General features: G+C 67.7%; 17 protein-coding genes. 9 read left to right on the top strand and 8 right to left on the bottom strand.

All coding sequences use genetic code 11. The features are described from left to right. Positions 1-6: 6 nt before the first annotated feature. Positions 7-708, bottom strand: coding sequence for a fimbrial biogenesis chaperone (locus tag HMPREF1224_RS24945; protein WP_003118852.1), 702 nt, complete (start codon positions 706-708; stop codon positions 7-9). Between the two features lie 565 nt (positions 709-1273). On the opposite strand from HMPREF1224_RS24945, the gene bioB reads away from it, so the two are divergent. The 9 genes from bioB (at position 1274) to HMPREF1224_RS24900 (ending at position 12409) form a co-directional block, all read left to right on the top strand. Further along, the gene (gene bioB, locus HMPREF1224_RS24940) at positions 1274-2332 is read left to right on the top strand and encodes a biotin synthase BioB (RefSeq protein ID WP_003103330.1); all 1059 of its coding nucleotides are present in this window, start codon (positions 1274-1276) and stop codon (positions 2330-2332) included. 105 nt (positions 2333-2437) lie between these two features. Beyond that, positions 2438-3643, top strand: a complete 1206-nt coding sequence (gene bioF / locus HMPREF1224_RS24935; RefSeq protein ID WP_003084826.1) for an 8-amino-7-oxononanoate synthase — start codon at positions 2438-2440, stop codon at positions 3641-3643. Next, positions 3636-4358, top strand: coding sequence for an alpha/beta fold hydrolase (locus tag HMPREF1224_RS24930; RefSeq protein WP_003103332.1), 723 nt, complete (start codon positions 3636-3638; stop codon positions 4356-4358). The genes bioF and HMPREF1224_RS24930 overlap by 8 nt, the downstream gene beginning before the upstream one ends. Then, complete coding sequence (bioC, locus tag HMPREF1224_RS24925; protein ID WP_003113247.1) at positions 4351-5175, top strand: malonyl-ACP O-methyltransferase BioC; 825 nt, start codon at positions 4351-4353, stop codon at positions 5173-5175. The genes HMPREF1224_RS24930 and bioC overlap by 8 nt, the downstream gene beginning before the upstream one ends. A 3-nt stretch (positions 5176-5178) precedes the next feature. Beyond that, entirely contained in the window at positions 5179-5865 is a 687-nt protein-coding gene (gene bioD / locus HMPREF1224_RS24920; protein ID WP_003103336.1) for a dethiobiotin synthase, read from the top strand. A gap of 108 nt (positions 5866-5973) precedes the next feature. After that, positions 5974-6204, top strand: a complete 231-nt coding sequence (locus HMPREF1224_RS24915) for a hypothetical protein (RefSeq protein ID WP_003113246.1) — start codon at positions 5974-5976, stop codon at positions 6202-6204. Positions 6205-6543: 339 nt separating this feature from the next. Further along, positions 6544-8349: a phenylacyl-CoA dehydrogenase gene (locus HMPREF1224_RS24910; protein WP_003084842.1), complete on the top strand. Its 1806-nt coding sequence runs from the start codon at positions 6544-6546 to the stop codon at positions 8347-8349. A gap of 212 nt (positions 8350-8561) precedes the next feature. Further along, a complete protein-coding gene (locus HMPREF1224_RS24905) occupies positions 8562-10358 on the top strand; it encodes an acyl-CoA dehydrogenase C-terminal domain-containing protein (protein WP_003103343.1) in 1797 nt (598 codons plus the stop codon). Positions 10359-10630: 272 nt separating this feature from the next. Further along, positions 10631-12409 (top strand): acyl-CoA dehydrogenase C-terminal domain-containing protein, encoded by a 1779-nt coding sequence (locus HMPREF1224_RS24900; protein WP_010793517.1) that lies wholly within the window; start codon positions 10631-10633, stop codon positions 12407-12409. Between the two features lie 330 nt (positions 12410-12739). On the opposite strand, the gene nirN is transcribed toward HMPREF1224_RS24900, so the two are convergent. Genes nirN through HMPREF1224_RS24865 form a run of 7 tightly spaced genes read right to left on the bottom strand, consistent with a single transcriptional unit; the run spans position 12740 to position 18118 of the window. After that, on the bottom strand, positions 12740-14221 hold the full coding sequence (gene nirN, locus HMPREF1224_RS24895; RefSeq protein ID WP_010793516.1) for a dihydro-heme d1 dehydrogenase: 1482 nt from the start codon (positions 14219-14221) through the stop codon (positions 12740-12742). Beyond that, complete coding sequence (gene cobA, locus HMPREF1224_RS24890) at positions 14212-15051, bottom strand: uroporphyrinogen-III C-methyltransferase (RefSeq protein WP_003113243.1); 840 nt, start codon at positions 15049-15051, stop codon at positions 14212-14214. Before cobA ends, nirN begins: the two co-directional genes overlap by 10 nt. A gap of 10 nt (positions 15052-15061) precedes the next feature. Continuing rightward, the gene (nirJ, locus tag HMPREF1224_RS24885; RefSeq protein WP_010793515.1) at positions 15062-16225 is read right to left on the bottom strand and encodes a heme d1 biosynthesis radical SAM protein NirJ; all 1164 of its coding nucleotides are present in this window, start codon (positions 16223-16225) and stop codon (positions 15062-15064) included. Further along, entirely contained in the window at positions 16219-16734 is a 516-nt protein-coding gene (locus tag HMPREF1224_RS24880) for a siroheme decarboxylase subunit beta (RefSeq protein ID WP_003084858.1), read from the bottom strand. The genes nirJ and HMPREF1224_RS24880 overlap by 7 nt, the downstream gene beginning before the upstream one ends. After that, on the bottom strand, positions 16709-17152 hold the full coding sequence (locus tag HMPREF1224_RS24875) for an Lrp/AsnC family transcriptional regulator (RefSeq protein ID WP_003084860.1): 444 nt from the start codon (positions 17150-17152) through the stop codon (positions 16709-16711). Before HMPREF1224_RS24875 ends, HMPREF1224_RS24880 begins: the two co-directional genes overlap by 26 nt. Then, positions 17145-17669: a siroheme decarboxylase subunit beta gene (locus HMPREF1224_RS24870; protein WP_010793514.1), complete on the bottom strand. Its 525-nt coding sequence runs from the start codon at positions 17667-17669 to the stop codon at positions 17145-17147. The genes HMPREF1224_RS24875 and HMPREF1224_RS24870 overlap by 8 nt, the downstream gene beginning before the upstream one ends. Continuing rightward, a complete protein-coding gene (locus HMPREF1224_RS24865; protein WP_003084864.1) occupies positions 17666-18118 on the bottom strand; it encodes an AsnC family transcriptional regulator in 453 nt (150 codons plus the stop codon). The genes HMPREF1224_RS24870 and HMPREF1224_RS24865 overlap by 4 nt, the downstream gene beginning before the upstream one ends. Between the last annotated feature and the right edge of the window lies 1 nt (position 18119).

Below are 18119 nucleotides of genomic sequence, written 5' to 3'. Positions count from 1 at the left end.
CGGGCCTCATGGGTGTTTGGCGTTGGTCTCTACGCCTGATTTCAATGCGCCGTGATAAGGGTGGAGGTTCCCTCCGTCGCTGACGATCGCGTAACGCACTTTGTCGGGATGGCAGGCGGCGATGTCGAACTGGTGATTGGAGAAGGGCGCCAGCATCAGGTGTTCGATGGCTTCGCCGCAGCTCCGCTCCGATGCGTCGAGGAACTCCAACTGGCTGAAGGTGATGTGGTAGGGCGAAGGATTGTGTGCCTTCGGATTGCCGCTGGTGCCGAGCGTCCACGTCACGCCCTCGTTCGCCTGCTCGACGGTGGCTTCCAGGGGCGGCCGATAGAACAGCTTGAAGCGATGGCGTAGGGCGATCTGCAGGGTCTCGGGAGTACTGGGCGCGTGCGGCACGTCCAGCACGCTCAACAGCAGGTAGGTCTCGCGGTCGGTGGGCAGGCCCTGGCCCTGGTAGAGCACCTCCACCTTGGCCCGCTGGCCGGCGCCCAGGCGGAGCAGCGGCCTGGACACGGCGAAGGGCAGCGCCTGCCCCTTGCCGTCGGTACCCCAATCCAGGGAGATTTCCGCCAGGGCCGGCTCCTTGCCCTCGTTGACCAGCGTGATCGGCAGGCGCTTGCCTTTCATCACGAAACGGTTCTGGCCGTCGAACGAGAGATCGGCATGGGCGGACATGCACAGCCAGGCGAATATCGATGCAAGAACCATCCGAAGCCAACTTCGGACCTGGAAGAGGCGCTTTCCATTCATATTCCTGAATGTGCCCGAATGAAACCCGTATCGTGTTTTGGAAAGTGGTTGGTCGGAAGGATCGAATATATTTTTCGTTATACTTCCGCTGCGCTTTGAATGGCTATATTTAGGGTGGTTGGTTGCGTTCATGGTTCAAGTCTGGATAACTTGTTTTCGTTGCGCACCGCTAGGGTGGCAAGAGATTCAATGTTTCTCCATGTTAGAAACCTGCCAGGGAATATATAAATAAGATATTTCCTATTTCTTGTAGGAAATATCCTAAGCATTACTTGTAGTTTTCCGAGGTAGTTGCGCCGTTTCTTCCAGGGAGCCGAATGCCACATAGAGGACGAGGCCGATTGGAGCAGTCGATGACTGCTGGCTTCTATATGGGTGATCAGATATTGATCAGATGTAGCCCTGTGTCCTGGGTTGGGTTGACAGCGTCATACAGCCACTTATGATGCCCTTGAGCCTGACCCCCGGCGTGCCGGGGCTCCCCGACAAAAGGCGCCATACAAGCGTCGAAGGAATCTTCCCCATGAGTGCAACCGCTTCCGTCGCCACCCGTCACGACTGGTCCCTCGCCGAAGTCCGTGCCCTGTTCGAGCAACCGTTCAACGACCTGCTGTTCCAGGCGCAGACGGTGCATCGCGCGCACTTCGACCCGAACCGCGTGCAGGTCTCGACGCTGCTGTCGATCAAGACCGGCGCCTGTCCCGAGGACTGCAAGTACTGCCCGCAGTCCGGCCACTACAACACCGGCCTGGACAAGGAGAAGCTGATGGAGGTGCAGAAGGTCCTCGAGGCGGCGGCCGAGGCCAAGGCCATCGGTTCGACCCGCTTCTGCATGGGCGCTGCCTGGAAGCACCCGTCGGCCAAGGACATGCCCTACGTCCTGGAGATGGTCAAGGGCGTGAAGAAGCTCGGCCTGGAGACCTGCATGACCCTCGGCCGCCTGACCCAGGAACAGACCCAGGCGCTGGCGGACGCCGGCCTCGACTACTACAACCACAACCTGGATACCTCGCCGGAGTTCTACGGCAACATCATCACCACCCGCACCTACAGCGAGCGCCTGCAGACCCTGGCCTACGTGCGCGAGGCGGGGATGAAGATCTGCTCCGGCGGCATCCTCGGCATGGGCGAGTCGGTGGACGACCGCGCCGGCCTGCTGATCCAACTGGCGAACCTGCCGGAGCACCCGGAGTCGGTGCCGATCAACATGCTGGTGAAGGTCAAGGGCACGCCCCTGGCGGAAGAGAAGGACGTCGATCCCTTCGACTTCATCCGCACCCTGGCGGTGGCCCGGATCATGATGCCGAAGTCCCACGTGCGCCTGTCCGCCGGCCGCGAGCAGATGAACGAGCAGATGCAGGCGCTGGCCTTCATGGCCGGGGCCAACTCGATCTTCTACGGCGAAAAGCTGCTGACCACGAAGAACCCGCAGGCCGAAAAGGACATGCAGTTGTTCGCCCGTCTCGGCATCAAGCCGGAAGAGCGCGAAGAGCACGCCGACGAAGTGCACCAGGCCGCCATCGAGCAGGCGTTGGTGGAACAACGCGAATCGAAGCTGTTCTATAACGCCGCTTCCGCCTGACCATACTGGAAGGGAGGGTGCCGCCGTCCCTTCGTTGCAGCCGCTGATGTCGGCCCTGCGTGGACGGGTGCGCCTGCGTCCGTCCAGCAACACGAGCGACCTGCCATGTCCTTCGATCTCGCTTCCCGCCTCGCCAGCCGGCGCGCGGAAGACCTCTACCGCCAGCGGCCGCTGCTGGAGTCGGCCCAGGGCCCGGACGTCGTGGTCGACGGCCAGCCGCTGCTGGCCTTCTGTTCCAACGACTACCTCGGCCTGGCCAACCATCCCGAGGTGATCGCCGCGCTGCGCGCCGGCGCCGAGCGCTGGGGCGTGGGCGGTGGCGCCTCGCACCTGGTGGTCGGCCACAGCGGCCCGCACCACGAACTGGAGCTGGCCCTCGCCGAATTCACCGGGCGGCCGCGCGCGCTGCTGTTCTCCACCGGCTACATGGCCAATCTCGGCGCGGTGACCGCGCTGGTCGGCAAGGGCGACACGGTGCTGGAGGACCGCCTCAACCACGCTTCGCTGCTGGATGCCGGATTGCTCTCCGGCGCGCGTTTCTCGCGCTACCTGCACAACGACCCGGCAAGCCTCGCCGCGCGCCTGGACAAGGCCGAGGGCAATACCCTGGTGGTCACCGACGGGGTCTTCAGCATGGACGGCAATCTCGCCGACCTGCCGGCCCTGGCCGCCGTCGCGCAGGCCCGCGGCGCCTGGCTGATGGTCGACGACGCGCATGGCTTCGGCCCGCTGGGCGCCAGCGGCGGCGGGATCGTCGAACACTTCGGCCTCGGCCAGGAGCAGGTGCCGGTGCTGATCGGCACCCTCGGCAAGGGTTTCGGTACCGCCGGCGCCTTCGTAGCGGGCAGCGAGGAACTGATCGAGACCCTGATTCAGTACGCCCGGCCCTACATCTACACCACCAGCCAGCCGCCAGCGGTGGCCTGCGCCACCCTGAAGAGCCTGGAGCTGCTGCGCCGCGAAAGCTGGCGGCGGCAACACCTGGCGGCGCTGATCGCCCGTTTCCGCCATGGCGCCGAGGCGCTTGGCCTGACCCTGATGGACAGCTTCACGCCGATCCAGCCGATCCTGGTCGGCGGCAGCCGCCAGGCCGTGGCCCTGGCCGGCATGCTTCGAGCCCGTGGCATCATGGTCGGCGCGATCCGCCCGCCAACCGTGCCGGCCAACAGCGCGCGGCTGCGCGTCACGCTGTCCGCCGCGCACAGCGAAGCGCAGGTCGACCGCTTGCTCGAAGCCCTCGGCGAAAGCTGGCGACAGCTGTCGTCTAGCCTTCTGGCAGAGATCGAAGCCGAGGAGGGAGACGATGCGTGACCACTTGATCCTGTTGCCGGGCTGGGGCCTGGGTAGCGCACCGCTGGAACCGCTGCGCGACGCGCTGCACGAGCGCGAGCCGCACCTGAACGTGTTGATCGAGCCGCTGCCGTCGCTGGACGACGCCGCCGACTGGCTCGACGAACTCGACGATAACCTGCCGCGCGATAGCTGGCTGGCCGGCTGGTCGCTGGGAGGCATGCTCGCCGGCGAACTGGCGGCGCGCCGCGGCGACGATTGCCGGGGACTGCTGACCCTGGCCAGCAATCCGTGCTTCCGCGTGCGCGAGGACTGGCCGAACGCGATGCCGGCGGAAACCTTCGAGGACTTCTTCGAGGCTTTCCTGCTCGAACCGCACCTGACCCGCAAGCGTTTCACCCTGCTGGTCAGCCAGGGTGCGCGCGACCCTCGGACCCTGGCGCGGCAACTGCAGGTGGCGCTGCCGCAGCTGGAGCGCGAGGCGCTGGTCGCCGGCCTGCAGTTGCTCGGCCAACTGGATACCCGGGCCGCCCTGGAAAACTTCCGCGGGCCGCAATTGCACCTGTTCGCCGAAGCCGATGCGCTGGTGCCGCTGGCCGCCGCCGAGGCCCTGCTCGAGTGGCTGCCGGACGTCGAGGTCTCGACCCTGGCGGCCAGTCACGGCCTGCCGCTGGAATGCCCGGACGAGGTGGCCGGCGCAATCCTGAGATTCCTTCGCGAGGGTGATGATGCCTGACGATTCCTCGCCGCTGCTGGCGCCCCATGGCGTTGCCGCGCTGCCCGACAAGCGCCAGGTCGCCGCGTCGTTTTCCCGCGCGGCGGCCAGCTACGACGCGGTGGCCGAACTCCAGCGCGGCGTCGGTGAGAGCCTGCTGTCGGCATTGCCGGAAGGCTTCTCGCCGCGCCGCTGGGTCGATCTCGGCTGCGGCACCGGTTATTTCAGCCGGGCCCTGGAACGACGCTTCGGTGCGGCCGAGGGCCTGGCCGTGGATATCGCCGAAGGCATGCTGCGGCATGCCCGCGCGCGCGGCGGCGCCAGCCATTTCATTGGCGGCGACGCCGAGAGGCTGCCGTTGCGCGACGGCAGTTGCGACCTGCTGTTCTCCAGCCTGGCCATCCAGTGGTGCGCCGACCTCCCGGCGGTCCTGGCCGAGGCGCGGCGGGTCCTGCGGCCGGGCGGCGTGCTGGCGTTCAGCAGCCTGTGCGTCGGTACCCTGGGCGAGTTGCGCGACAGTTGGCGGGTGGTGGACGGCTTCGTCCACGTCAATCGCTTCCGCGCCTTCGCCGACTACCTGCAACACGCGGCCGGCAGCGGCCTGCTGCCGCTGACCCTGCGCCACGAGGACCGGCTCCTGCATTTCCCCGACCTGCGCAGCCTGACCCACGAACTCAAGGCGCTGGGCGCGCACAACCTCAACCCCGGGCGGCCCGACGGCCTGACCGGGCGCCAGCGCATCCGCGCGCTGGTCGCCGCCTACGAGCGTTTCCGCCAGCCCGAGGGGCTGCCCGCTACCTACCGCGTCGTCTTCGGCGTGCTGCGCAAGGATTCCTGAACCATGCCGGCGTTCTTCGTCACCGGTACCGACACCGAGATCGGCAAGACCACCATCGCCGCCGGCCTGCTCCACGCGGCCCGGAGTGCCGGCCTGAGCACCGCCGCGGCGAAGCCGGTGGCCTCCGGCTGCGAGCCCACGGCGCAAGGCCTGCGCAATGGCGACGCGTTGGTGTTGCTCGGCCAGTGCTCGCTGGCGCTGGCCTACGAGCAGGTCAACCCGCTGGCCTTCGCACCGGCCATCGCCCCGCACCTGGCGGCGCGCGAGGCTGGCGTCGAACTGAGCGCCGCACGCTTGCACGAGGCGGTGCGCGAGGTGCTGGCGCTACAGGCCGACTTCACCCTGGTGGAGGGCGCCGGCGGATGGCGCGTGCCGTTGCTGGGCCGCGAGAACCTGTCCGACCTGGCGCGCCTGCTGGCGCTGCCGGTGGTGCTGGTGGTCGGCGTGCGCCTGGGCTGTATCAACCATGCGCTGCTCAGCGCCGAGGCGATCCTGGGCGACGGCCTGGCGCTGGCCGGCTGGGTGGCCAACGTCGTCGACCCGGCTACCTCGCGCCTGGAAGAGAACCTGGCGACCCTCGCCGAACGCCTGCCGGCGCCCTGCCTGGGTCGGGTACCGCGCCTGGAGGAAGCCACTCCCGCGGCCGTGGCCGCACACCTCGACCTGCGGCCCCTGGGTATCGGGCTATAAACAGCGGGCCGTCCATAACCAACGGGCGGTACCCAGCGCCGGCCAAGTCTGCTTGAATAGAAGCCACTTGCTATCGCAGTGGCGCATGCGCGTCCCCAGGAGTAGAGGGTGGAAATTTCCGGCAACGCTTTCGTCAGTGGCCTCAACGCGGTGCAGTCGGGCAGCGCCCGCGTCGCCCAGGCCGGCAGCGAGATCGCCCGCAATACCGTGGAGGCCCGTTCGGCCCAGGCCGAGCAGATGGTCGAACTGACCCGCGGCAAGCTCGAGGCGCAGAGCGGCGCCCGGGTCATCGAGGTAGCCGACGAGACCCTCGGTACCCTGATCGATACCCACGCCTGACTTCCTGGCGGCCGGCAGCGGCCGCCCCGACCCTTCCTTTTCCGACTGTCACCCGGCGGCCCCTGAAGCCTGCCGGGCGCTTCGCCATGGGCTTTACTGAGAGAGACGAAAGTGCTTTGGAAGGACGTGGCTGCCAGTGATTTCGGGCATGACCGAGCGGTCGGTTCGGATGCTTGACAAGGGATTGGCGTAAACGTATGTTTCAAACGCCTGTTTGAGAGTCGGGACGCATGAGTGCGTCCGGCAAGGCGACCGGGAGCGATCCCGCACTGCGACCGCAGACTCTGGACATCCGTCCGGTCGCCGATTAACCAGAACCCTTCGTAGAGGTTGACTGCTATGCCTGATTACAAGGCCCCCTTGCGTGATATCCGTTTCGTTCGCGACGAGCTGCTGGGCTACGAAGCGCACTACCAGAGCCTGCCGGGCGCCGAAGACGCGACTCCCGACATGGTCAACGCCATCCTCGAGGAAGGTGCGAAGTTCTGCGAACAGGTGATCGCTCCGCTGAACCGTGTCGGCGACCTGGAAGGCTGCACCTGGAGCGCCGACGGCGTGAAGACCCCGACCGGCTTCAAGGAGGCCTACCAGCAGTTCGTCGAAGGCGGTTGGCCGAGCCTGGCCCATGACGTCGAGCACGGCGGCCAGGGTCTGCCGGAATCCCTCGGCCTGGCCATCAGCGAGATGGTCGGCCAGGCCAACTGGTCCTGGGGCATGTACCCGGGCCTGTCCCACGGCGCCATGAACACCCTGCATGCCCACGGCACCGCCGAGCAGCAGGCAACCTACCTGACCAAGCTGGTCTCCGGCGAGTGGACCGGCACCATGTGCCTGACCGAGCCGCACTGCGGCACCGACCTGGGCATGCTGCGCACCAAGGCCGAGCCGCAGGCCGACGGTAGCTACAAGGTCACCGGCACCAAGATCTTCATCTCCGCCGGCGAGCACGACATGGCCGACAACATCGTCCATATCGTCCTGGCCCGCCTGCCCGACGCCCCGCAGGGCACCAAGGGCATCTCGCTGTTCATCGTGCCGAAGTTCCTGCCCAACGCCGAAGGCAACGCCGGCGAGCGCAACGCGGTTTCCTGCGGTTCCATCGAGCACAAGATGGGCATCCACGGCAACGCCACCTGCGTGATGAACTTCGACGCCGCCACCGGCTTCCTGATCGGCCCGCCGAACAAGGGCCTGAACTGCATGTTCACCTTCATGAACACCGCTCGCCTGGGTACCGCGCTGCAAGGCCTGGCCCATGCCGAAGTCGGTTTCCAGGGCGGCATCGCCTATGCTCGCGAGCGTCTGCAGATGCGCTCGCTGACCGGTCCGAAGGCGCCCGAGAAGCCCGCCGACCCGATCATCGTGCATCCTGACGTGCGCCGCATGCTGCTGACCATGAAGGCCTTCGCCGAAGGCAACCGCGCGATGCTGTATTTCGCCGCCAAGCAGGTCGACATCGTCCAGCGCAGCCAGGACGAAGAGCAGAAGAAAGCCGCCGACTCGATGCTGGCCTTCCTCACGCCGATCGCCAAGGCGTTCATGACCGAAGTCGGCTTCGAGTCCGCCAACCACGGCGTGCAGATCTTCGGCGGCCACGGTTTCATCGCCGAGCACGGCATGGAGCAGAACGTCCGCGACAGCCGCATCTCGATGCTGTACGAAGGCACTACCGGCGTTCAGGCCCTCGACCTGCTGGGTCGCAAGGTGCTGATGACCCAGGGCGAGGCGCTGAAGGGCTTCACCAAGATCGTGCACAAGTTCTGCCAGGCCAACGAAGCCAACGAAGCCGTCAAGGAATTCGTCGCTCCGCTGGCACAGCTGAACAAGGAGTGGGGCGACCTGACCATGAAGGTCGGCATGGCCGCCATGAAGGATCGCGAGGAAGTCGGCGCCGCTTCGGTGGACTACCTGATGTACTCCGGCTACGCCTGCCTGGCCTACTTCTGGGCCGACATGGCGCGCCTGGCCGCCGAGAAGCTGGCCGCCGGCACCGGCGAGGAAGCCTTCTACAAGGCCAAGCTGCAGACCGCGCGCTTCTACTTCCAGCGCATCCTGCCGCGTACCCGCGCCCACGTCGCCGCCATGCTGTCCGGCGCCAACAACCTGATGGAGATGGCCGAGGAAGATTTCGCCCTCGGTTACTGATGGCACGGGCCGCTGGCGGCCCGTTCCCCAGGTGAGAAAGAGCCCGCCCTTCGGCGGGCTTTTTCATGCCTGCGATCCGCTGCATCCTGGCCTTCCGACCTCGGGGTTATGGCGTTGCATTCAGCGTCCGCAGCGTGATTGTAGGCGCCCGCCCGGCGCAGTAGCTTCGAGGGATTCGCGCCTGTGGGGCGCCCCTGCCGAGGAGAACAGAGATGCCGGAATACAAGGCTCCGCTGCGCGACATGCGCTTCCTGATCGATGAGGTATTCGACTTCCATGGGCGCTACCAGGCGCTCGGCGCCAGCGACGCGACCCCGGACATGGTGGCGGCGATCCTCGATGAAGGGTCGAAATTCTGCGAACAGGTTCTGGCGCCGCTGAACCGCTCCGGCGACGAAGAGGGCTGCCACTTCGACAACGGCGTGGTGACCACGCCCAAGGGTTTCAAGGAAGCCTATGCACAGTACGTCGAGGGGGGCTGGAACGGTGTCGCCAGCGATCCCGCGTACGGCGGCCAGGGCCTGCCGCACTCGCTGGGTCTGCTGCTCAGCGAGATGATCGGCGCCAGCAATGTCTCCTGGGGCATGTACCCGGGCCTGACCCGCGGCGCCATGTCGGCGATCCACGCCCACGGCAGCCAGGCGCAGAAGGACCTCTACCTGGCGCGGATGACCGCCGGCACCTGGACCGGCACCATGTGCCTGACCGAGCCGCACTGCGGCACCGACCTGGGCATCATCAAGACCCGCGCGGTGCCGAACGCCGACGGCAGCCATGCGATCAGCGGGACGAAGATCTTCATCTCCGCCGGCGAGCACGACCTGAGCGAGAACATCGTCCACCTGGTGCTGGCCAAGCTTCCCGATGCGCCGGCCGGGACCAAGGGTATCTCGCTGTTCATCGTGCCGAAGTTCCTACCCGACGCCGAAGGTAACGTGGGCGCGCGCAATGCGGTCTCCTGTGGCTCCATCGAGCACAAGATGGGGATCAAGGCCTCGGCCACCTGTGTGATGAACTTCGACGGCGCCACCGGCTACCTGATCGGCGAGCCGAACAAGGGCCTGCACTGCATGTTCACCATGATGAACCACGCCCGCCTGGGCACCGGCATGCAGGGCCTGTGCCTTGGCGAGACCAGTTACCAGGGCGCCGTGCGCTACGCCCGGGAGCGCTTGCAGATGCGCTCGCTGACCGGGCCGAAGGCGCCGGACAAGCCGGCCGACCCGATCATCGTGCACCCCGACGTGCGGCGCATGCTGCTGACCATGAAGGCGTTCAACGAAGGCAACCGCGCGCTGGCCTACTTCACCGCCCAGTTGCTCGACACCGAGCACCTGTCGCAGGACGCCGCCGAGCGCGAGCGGGCCGCCGACCTGCTGGCCTTCCTGACACCGATCTGCAAGGCCTTCATGACCGAGACCGGGCAGGAGGTGACCAACCTCGGCATGCAGGTCTACGGCGGCCACGGCTACATCCGCGAGTGGGGCATGGAGCAGTTGGTCCGCGATTGCCGCATCGCACAGATCTACGAAGGCACCAACGGCATCCAGGCCCTCGACCTGCTCGGCCGCAAGGTACTGGGCAGCCAGGGCAAGCTGTTGCGCGGTTTCACCAAACTGGTCCACCAGTTGTGCCAGGCCCAGGCCGAGCATCCGCAACTGAAGGGACAGGTCGCGCAACTGGCGGCGCTGAACGCGCAGTGGGGCGAACTGACCCAGCAGGTGGGCCTGGCGGCGATGAAGAATGCCGACGAAGTGGGCGCCGCCTCGGTGGACTACCTGATGTTCTCCGGCTACGTGACCCTGGCCTATTTCTGGTTGCGCATCGCCCTGGTGGCGCGCGAGAAGCTGGATGCCGGCAGCGGCGAGGCCGCGTTCTACGAAGCCAAGCTGGCCACCGCCGACTTCTACTTCAGTCGCCTGCTGCCGCGCACCGCGGCGCACGCCGCGGCGATCCAGGCCGGCGCGGCGGGCCTGATGAGCCTGTCGGCGGAGCAGTTTTCGCTCTAGCGGCTGCCGGGGCAGGGGCGCGGCGCTTCTTCCCCCGGTTTCTCCCGCACCCGCCGGGCCCGTCGGACTCCCGGCGAACTCGCTCGAGCCCGCGAAAAGCGGGCTTTCTCATGCCTGTCGCATAGAAGACCGATATAGACTTTACGGTCACGACGTGACGCTACAAGTCCGAAATGTTGGTGGTGTAGACTCGGCCGCGGCACGCCTTTCGTGCCTCCATTTTGTTGCCGCTGGCCCCCGGCCGGCGATCGGTACGATCGAGGATTCCCCACATGGCTGATTACAAAGCTCCGCTGCGCGACATGCGCTTCGTCCTCAATGAGGTGTTCGAGGTCTCCCGGCTCTGGGCGCAACTGCCGGCGCTGGCCGAAGTGGTCGACGCCGAGACCGCCGCGGCGATCCTCGAAGAGGCCGGCAAGGTCACCGCCGGTACCATCGCCCCGCTGAACCGTCCGGGCGACGAGGAAGGCTGCCAGTGGAACGCTGGCGCGGTGAGCACCCCGGCCGGCTTCCCCGAGGCCTACCGGACCTACGCCGAAGGCGGCTGGGTCGGCGTCGGCGGTGATCCGGCCTACGGCGGCATGGGTATGCCCAAGGTGATCTCGGCGCAGGTCGAGGAACTGGTCAACTCGGCCAACCTGTCGTTCGGCCTGTATCCGATGCTGACCGCCGGCGCCTGCCTGGCGCTCAATGCCCATGCCAGCGACGAACTGAAGGACAAGTACCTGCCGAACATGTACGCCGGTATCTGGGCCGGTTCCATGTGCCTGACCGAGCCGCATGCCGGCACCGACCTGGGCATCATCCGCACCAGGGCCGAGCCGCAGGCCGACGGCTCCTACAAGATCAGCGGGACCAAGATCTTCATCACCGGCGGCGAGCATGACCTGACCGAGAACATCATCCACCTGGTGCTGGCCAAGCTGCCCGACGCCCCGGCCGGGCCGAAGGGCATCTCGCTGTTCCTGGTACCGAAGGTGCTGGTCAACGCCGACGGTTCGCTGGGCGAGAAGAACAGCCTGGGTTGCGGCTCCATCGAGCACAAGATGGGGATCAAGGCCTCGGCCACCTGCGTGATGAACTTCGACGGCGCTACCGGTTGGCTGGTGGGCGAGGTCAACAAGGGCCTGGCGGCGATGTTCACCATGATGAACTACGAGCGCCTTGGCGTCGGCATCCAGGGCCTGGCCACCGGCGAGCGCTCCTACCAGAGCGCCATCGAATATGCCCGCGAGCGTATCCAGAGCCGCGCGCCGACCGGCCCGGTGGCCAAGGACAAGGCCGCCGACCCGATCATCGTGCACCCCGACGTGCGTCGCATGCTGCTCACCATGAAGGCGCTGAACGAAGGCGGCCGCGCCTTCTCCAGCTACGTCGCGATGCAGCTGGACACCGCCAAGTACAGCGAAGACGCGGTCACCCGCAAGCGCGCGGAAGAGCTGGTGGCGCTGCTGACCCCGGTGGCCAAGGCATTCCTCACCGACATGGGGCTGGAAACCACCATCCATGGCCAGCAGATCTTCGGCGGCCACGGCTTCATCCGCGAATGGGGCCAGGAGCAACTGGTGCGCGACTGTCGCATCACGCAGATCTACGAAGGCACCAATGGCATTCAGGCGCTCGACCTGGTGGGGCGCAAGGTGATCGGCAGCGGCGGCGCCTTCTCCCGTCACTTCACCAACGAGATCAAGGCCTTCGTCGCTTCCGCCGACGAGGCCCTGGGCGAGTTCAGCAAGCCGCTGGCGGCCGCCGTGGAGAACCTGGAAGAGCTGACCGCCTGGCTGCTCGACCGCGCCAAGGGTAATCCCAACGAGATCGGCGCGGCGTCGGTCGAATACCTGCATGTGTTCGGCTACACCGCCTATGCCTACATGTGGGCATTGATGGCGCGCACCGCGCTGGCCAAGCAGGGCGAGGACGACTTCTACGCCAGCAAGCTGGGTACCGCGCGCTTCTACTTCGCCCGCCTGCTGCCGCGCATCCATTCCCTGAGCGCCTCCGTGCGCGCCGGCAGCGAGTCGCTGTACCTGCTGGACGCCGAGCAGTTCTGAGGCCTGGCGCCTGAGACGGAAAGCCCCGCGATGCGGGGCTTTTTTCTGGGCGCCGGGGGCTCGGCGCGCGGGACGGGTGGGGGGATATCCGCTTGCGGCTATCCGCCATTCCCAGGGTTTTCTCGGGGCCGTGATGGGACAGGGTGATCGGCGGATAACGCCGTTGGCGTTATGCGCCCTACGGCTCCTCGCGCAGGGTGGGCGGTAGGGCGAATAACCGCTTGCGGTTATCCGCCATTCCCGTGGTTTTTCTCGCGCCGTGAGGGGACAGGGTTGTCGCGGTCCGTCGCGGAGGATACGGGGATATCCGTTGATGGCGTCTCGACCGCCTCAGTGCGAGGTTCCCTCCGCATAGCCGATCTTGTTGCCGACGTTGTACTTGCCCGACGGCTTGTTCATCGGCAGTCGCTTCACTTCCTCCAGGCTGTGCGCGTCGTAGACCACCAGCGCGCCGTCGCGGTCCCAGACGCTGAGCAGGGCGTAGCGGCCGTCGCGGGTGAACTCGACGTGGCCGGCCACCTTGCCCGGGCTGGGGCGCAGGCGATGGGCGATTTCCAGGGTCTGCTTGTCGATCAGCAGGATCTCGTCGTGTTTCTTGCCAAGGAAGGTATCGGTCCAGGCGTAGGGCGAGTCGGCATGGCTGCGCATGAAGAAGCCGGGGCCGTCGGTGGCGATTTCCTTCAACGGCTTCCAGTTTTGCAGGTCGATCACCGAGATCACCCCGCGGCTGATGTTCGGCGTGGCGAACACCCAGCGCCCGTCGCGCTTCCAGTAGATGCCCGAGCCGAGGTGCGGCATGCCCGACAGCGGGATCGAGGCGACCCGCGCGCCGCTGTCCAGCTCGATCACCTCGCCGCCCCTGGCCTGCCGCGAGCTGCCCAGCAGGTAGCGGTAGTCGGGGCTGAAGGAGAAGTCGTCGAGGTAGTCGGCGACCGCCAGCCGTTTCGGCGCGACCGGCTTGCCGTTGGCATAGGGCAGCTCCCACAGCTCGTGGACGTCCTTCAGGGCGACCACGAAGCTGTGTCGCGGCGGTGCCGTGTATACCGCGCTGACCCGCGAGGCCTGGCCCTGGGCGTCGGCCGCCGGGATGACCTGCACCAGGGACAGGTCGCGGGCGTCCAGCAGCACCAGGTTGCCGGGCAGGTAGTTGCCCACCAGGACCCAGCGCCCGTCGTCGCTGACCGCCAGGTTGCGCGTGTTGAGGCCGGCGCGGACCTCGGCGACCACCTTCAGGTTGTACAGGTCGTAGAGGGTTACCCAGCCGTCGCGCGAGGCGAAGTACACCAGGCGCCCGTCCGGGGAGAACTTCGGACCTCCGTGCAGGGCGTAGCGCGAGGGGAAGCGGGCGATGGGCTCGAAGCGATCGCCGTCGAGGATGGTCACGTGGTGGTCGCCGGACTCCACCACCACGAACAGGTTCAGCGGGTCGGCCTCGAAGCGGGGCCTGGACGGCAGGGTGGCGAGGGGATGCGGCTGAACCTGGCTGGCCCGGATGTCCTCGGCGGTCCACTGCGGTTCGCGCGGCGGCGCCTGGTAGAGATAGGCGACCAGGGCGTCCGCCGCGGCGTCGTCCAATTGACCGGCAAAGCCGGCCATCTGGGTTGCCGGGCGACCGTGCAGGATCACCTCGCGGGCCTGCGCCGGCTTCAGCCGCGAAAGGCTTTCCGGGAGCAGGGTCGGGCCGCTGCCGCCGAGCCGTCCGGCGCCGTGGCAGGCCTGGCAGTGCTGGCGGTAGAGCGCTTCCCCCGGCGCTTCGCCGGCCTGTGCGAGGGCGCCGAGGAGCAGGCCGAGGGCGAGGCCGATCAGGCGCATGCGACGGCCTCGCGGCTGACCGGCGAGCCGGCGCCCAGGTATGACGGATGCGCCATCGCGCGCTCGGCGAAGAGCGCGACCACCTGGCCGACGACGATCAGCGTCGGCGGCTTCAACTGGTAGCGTCGCGCCAGCGCCGGCAGCTCGGCAAGGGCGCCGCGGGTCACCTGCTGGCCCGCCTGGGTGCCCTGGCTGACCAGCGCCGCCGGGGTGTCGCTGGCGAGGCCGTGCTCGACCAGGCGCGCGGCGATCTCGGCGAGGTTGCCCAGGCCCATGTAGAACACCAGGGTCTGCTTGCCACGCGCCAGGCCGGCCCAGTCGAGGTCGAGGCGGCCGTCGTTCTGCAGGTGGCCGGTGACGAAGGTGCAGGACTGGGCGAGGTCGCGGTGGGTCAGCGGGATGCCGGCGTAGGTACTGCAACCGGAGGCGGCGGTGACGCCGGGGACCACCTGGCAGTCGACGCCGGCTTCGAGCAGGCGCTCCAGCTCCTCGGCGCCGCGACCGAAGATGAACGGGTCGCCGCCTTTCAGGCGGACCACCCGGCGTTGCTGCCGGGCCAGGCGCACCAGCAGCTCGTTGATTTCTTCCTGCGGCAGGCTGTGGTGGCCGCAGCGCTTGCCGACGTAGATGCGCTGGCAGCTTTCCGGCAGAAGGGCGATCAGCTCGCGGGCGACCAGGCGGTCGTAGACCACCACCTCGGCCTGTTGCAGCAGGGCCCAGGCGCGCAGGGTGAGCAGGCCCGGATCGCCGGGGCCGGCGCCGACCAGGGCGACGCTGCCGGCAGGGAAATCGACATCGAGGAGGGACGGCGGAATCACGGTAGTGTTCATGAGGCTTTCCTTAGACGGCGTGCAGCGCGATGCGCTCGAGGCCGATTTCCTGATCGCTGAGGTAGCAGCCGGGGTCTTCGCCCCAGAGTTCTCCGCCGGCCCAGGCGCGGGTGCGGGTGTTGCCGTTGCAGATGTCCAGCCAGCGGCATTGGCTGCAGCGCCCGACCACCGGTCGCGGGCGCTGGCGCAGTTGCAGGAGCAGCGGGTCGGGGCGCTCGAACCAGAAGTCGGCGAAGCGCTGATGGCGGATGTTGCCGACGCTGTGGTGCCACCAGTAGCTGTCCGGATGCACCTCGCCGGTGTTGTCGATGTTGGCGATGCCCTCGCCCGAGGCGTTGCCGCCCCAGTCCAGCAGCAGCTCGCAGAGACGCGCCAGTTGCTGCGGGCGGCGGCGCTTGAGCCAGTCGAGGAGAAGGATCGCGTCGGCGTCGTTGTTGCCGGTGACGAAGTCGCTGTCGCGCCCCTGCCGGATGTCCTCGTCGGCCCGTTCGAAGAGCAGCGCGAGGGCCTCGCGGGTGCGCCGGTGGTGGGCGTCGAGGGCGCGGCTGCGGCGGCCGCGGCCACTGTAGTTGAGGTGCGAGAGGTAGAACTTCTGCACGTCGAGTTCGCGCATCAGGTCGAGCAGTGCCGGTAGTTGCGCGGCGTTCTCCTCGGTCAGGGTGGTGCGCATGCCGACGCGGATATCCACCTCGCGGCACAGGCGCATGGCCGCCAGCGCGGCGTCGAAGCTGCCCTGCTTCTGGCGGAAGCGGTCGTGGGTCTCGCGCAGGCCGTCGAGGCTGATGCCGACGTAGTCGAAGCGGGCCTCGGCGACGCGCTGGATGTTGCCTTCGTCGATCAGCGTACCGTTGCTCGACAGCGCCACGAACATCCCGGCCTGGCGCGCATGGGCGGCGATCTCGAAGAGGTCCGGGTGCATCAGCGGCTCGCCGCCGGAGAGGATCAGCACGCGCACTCCGGCGGCGCGCAGGTCGTCGATGCCGCGAAGGATTTCCGCGGTCTCCAGCTCGCCACGGAAGTCGCTGTCGGCGGAGGTGGAGTAACAGTGCTTGCAGGTCAGGTTGCAGCGCCGCAGCAGGTTCCAGATCACCACCGGGGCGCGCCTGCCGCCGGCGCGGCGCGGCGTCGGCGCGTCCTCGGCGAGGCTGCGCAGGTAATGGCTGATCCTCAGCATGGACGTTCCTCCTTCTGCGCCAGGCGCAGGCCGGTCTTCTTCAGGATGCGGCTGCTCACCAGCATCTCGTCGGCGCGACAGTCCTCGCCGAGCAGCAGGCGGATCTGCTGGCGATAGCCTTCGATCTCCGCTTCGCTGCGGCCGTGAACCATGGCGAACAGGTTGTAGCGCCACTGCGGCAGATGGCGCGGGCGCCGGTAGCAATGGCTGACGAAGGACAGCCCGCCGACCAGCCGGCCGAGGCGTTCGATGCGTTCGTCGGCGACGTCCCAGACGGTCATGCCGTTGTGCCGGTAGCCAAGGCGATAGTGGTTGGGCACCGCGGCGATGCGCCGGATCACCCCGGCGTCGCGCAGGCGCTTCAGCAGCGCCAGGGTCTCCGCCTCGCTCAGCCGCAGTTGCGCGGCGATCCACGCCCAAGGGTCGGCGACCAGCGGCAGGCCGGCCTGGGTCAGCTCGATCAGGCGGCGGGCGAGCAGGGCGTCAGAGGGGGAAATGCAGGCCGACATGGTAGGTCGCCTCCTTGGGCAGGTCGAGTACCGCCAGCCCGCTCTCGCGCTCCAGCCGTGCGAGGGTCTCGGCGACCTCCGCCGGGCTGTCGCAGGCGACCACCAGCCACATGTTCAGGGCGTGCTCGCGACGGTAGTTGTGGGCGACCTGCGGCCAGCCGGCGAGCAGCGCGGCGATCTCTTCGAAACGCGCCTCCGGCACGCTCATGGCGGCCAGGGTGAAGGCACCGCCGAGGGGCTCGATATCGAACAGCGGACCGAAGCGGGTCAGGGTGCCGTCGTCGAGCAGGTCGTCCAGGCGGCGCAGGATGTCTTCCTCGCGGCAATCCAGCTCGGCGGCGAGCAGCGCGTAGGGGTGCGGCTCCAGTGGCAGGCCGTGTTGCAGGCGGTTCAGCAGGCGCCGGTCGAACTCATCCATGGCGGCGCTCCAGGTCGGCCGGCGGCGCGGTGTAGCGGCCGCCGCACTGCTTGTAGGCGCGCAGGCTGAACAGCCAGCGGTGCGGTGTCTGGCGCAGGGCGTGGCGTTCCAGCAGCGCCTCGATCTGGCGTTCCACTTCGCCGCGCTCGCGGCCGTGGATCATGCAGAACAGGTTGTATGGCCACATCGGCAGGCGACGCGGGCGGCGGTAACAGAGCGAGACGATCGTTTCGTGGGCGAGGGCGCGGCCGACGGCGTCGACCTCCGCGTCGGCGACGTCCAGCACCAGCATGGCGTTGGCGGTATAGCCCAGGGCGCGGTGGTGGAGGATCACCCCGAAGCGGCGGAACAGGCCGTCTTCGTCCCAGCGGCGGACCTGTTCCAGCACTTCGTCTTCGCCGGCGCCGATGCATTCGGCGAGCACCCGGTAGGGCCGGCTGGCCAGCGGCAGGCCCTGTTCCAGCAGGTAGCGCAGGTGTTGCCGCTGCGGCGCGGCGAGGGGTTCGACGGGGTTCATCGGCTGGCCTCCAGGGGAAACGCGAGGTCGATGCAGTAGGCTTCCTGCATCGGCAGGTCGAGGGGTTGCAGGCCGGTGTCGGCGGCGATCTCCGCCAGTACCCGGTCGAGTTGCGCGCGGTCGCCGGCGGTGAGCACGAACCACAGGTTGTAGCGGTGTTCGCGCTGGTAGTTGTGGTTGACCTCGGCGTACTGGCTGATGCGCTCGGCGACCCGTTGCAGACGCTCCTCGGGCACCGCCAGGGCAGCCAGGGTGCTGGCCCCGGCGCGTTGGTGGCGGAGCACCGGGCCGACCCGCGACAACGCGCCGTCGGCTTCCAGGCGACGCAGCCGTTCGAGCACCTCGGCTTCGCTGCAACCCAGGGTCTCGGCCATCCGCCGATAGGGTTCCGCGCAGATCGGCAGGCCTTTCTGGTAGCGGGCGAGGAGGCGGCGGGAGAGGTCGTCCATG

The organism is Pseudomonas sp. P179 (assembly GCF_000478485.2).
Taxonomy (GTDB): Bacteria; Pseudomonadota; Gammaproteobacteria; order Pseudomonadales; family Pseudomonadaceae; genus Pseudomonas; species Pseudomonas aeruginosa.
The sequence above is the reverse complement of the archived record's forward strand: the minus strand, read 5'-3'. Positions and strand labels throughout refer to the sequence as shown.